The sequence below is a fragment of the Alcanivorax sp. HI0083 genome, assembly GCF_001635175.1.
Genome location: NZ_LWFX01000158.1, coordinates 1 through 1,336 on the forward strand (window position 1 = coordinate 1; position 1,336 = coordinate 1,336).

Consider the following 1,336-nt stretch of genomic DNA (forward strand, 5'->3'; position numbering starts at 1 on the left):
GCGGCGAAACGGTGGAATGCCCCAACCTTGCCAGCCAGCCTACCCTGAAGCCTGTCGATTCGCGCAAAAGTATCCTCGGCAGCGGCCTGCCAATCATTCGGCATTTGCCCAGCCGCTCGCAACGGCTCATTGGTCCCTGGTGTTTTCTCGACCACATCGGCCCCACCGACCTGAGCGCCGACAACGCGGTCGATGTGGGCACCCATCCGCACATCGGGTTACAGACCGTGACCTGGTTATTTGAGGGCGCCTTGCTGCACAAGGACAGCCTGGGTTACGAACAGGTTATCGCCCCCGGCCAGCTGAATCTGATGACCGCCGGCCATGGCATCTGCCATTCCGAGGAAAGCCCGCCAGGATTCAGCGGCCCCATGCACGGCCTGCAATTCTGGATCGCCCTGCCCGCCGAGCATGAAGATACCCCGCCAGCCTTTGCCCACCACACTGACTTGCCCCGATGGCAACAGGATGGCGCCGAGATCACTCTGGTGGTGGGGGAGCTGGCCGGGCGACGTTCTCCAGCGGCGGTGTTCTCGCCGCTGGTGAGCGCCGATATTGTGGCCACACAAGCCTGTCAGCTGACCTTGCCCGTCCCTGCCGATTTCGAGCTGGGGCTGTGTATCAATGAAGGCCATGCTGAACTGGAAGGGGAAACCCTGAAGACCGGCGAGCTCTACTATCTGGGGCAGGGCCGCGACACCCTGGCTCTCACACTCTCCACCGACAGCCGCATCATGCTGCTGGGCGGCGAGCCGCTGGGGCAGCCGGTACTGCTGTGGTGGAATTTTGTCGGCCGGGATCAGGAGCGGCTGAATCAGGCGGTGAGCGACTGGCAACAATGGCCCAACGATCGCTTTGGCGAGGTCTCCGCCTACCAGGGAGCACCCTTGACGGCACCTACACTGGATCCGTCGGTGCGACTGAAATAAACGCGGGGTAGATCGCCCTCCCCGTAGGTCAGATTTACCCAAGGGCACAGAGAGCCTGAAAGGCGTAATCCGACCTTTAGCGGTGGAGCAAGAGGACAGGGTGGAGTCGGCTTACGGCTACGCCCTAAGCCGACCTACAAAATCAATTAACTGCCTTCAACCTGCTGGCAGAACATCGCCATGTCGGGATCAGCAAATCCTTTGTGGGTAATGATGGCGTCGTAGACCTTGCCCGCCTGAACCGCGCAGGACACTGTCTCGATCAGGCTGCCATCCGCAGCATCTTTTACTTGTACTTCCAGACGGCTGCTACCATTGGGCGTGTCCGAAAAATAGGCCGTGGCTTTGCCATACTGCAAGCCTGGAATTGTGCCGATAGAGAAAGTCGTATCTGCCTGTTGATACAT

The 1,336-nt window shown here is 60.2% G+C and carries 1 protein-coding gene and 1 pseudogene; one reads left to right on the forward strand and one right to left on the reverse strand.

From position 1 onward, the window contains the following. Positions 1-929, forward strand: a 929-nt coding sequence (locus tag A3754_RS01720; protein ID WP_156496682.1) for a pirin family protein, incomplete at its 5' end; no start/stop codon positions are given. 146 nt (positions 930-1,075) lie between these two features. Here A3754_RS01720 and A3754_RS26965 read toward each other — a convergent pair. Beyond that, a pseudogene (locus A3754_RS26965) lies at positions 1,076-1,336 on the reverse strand (hypothetical protein); the annotation flags it as partial.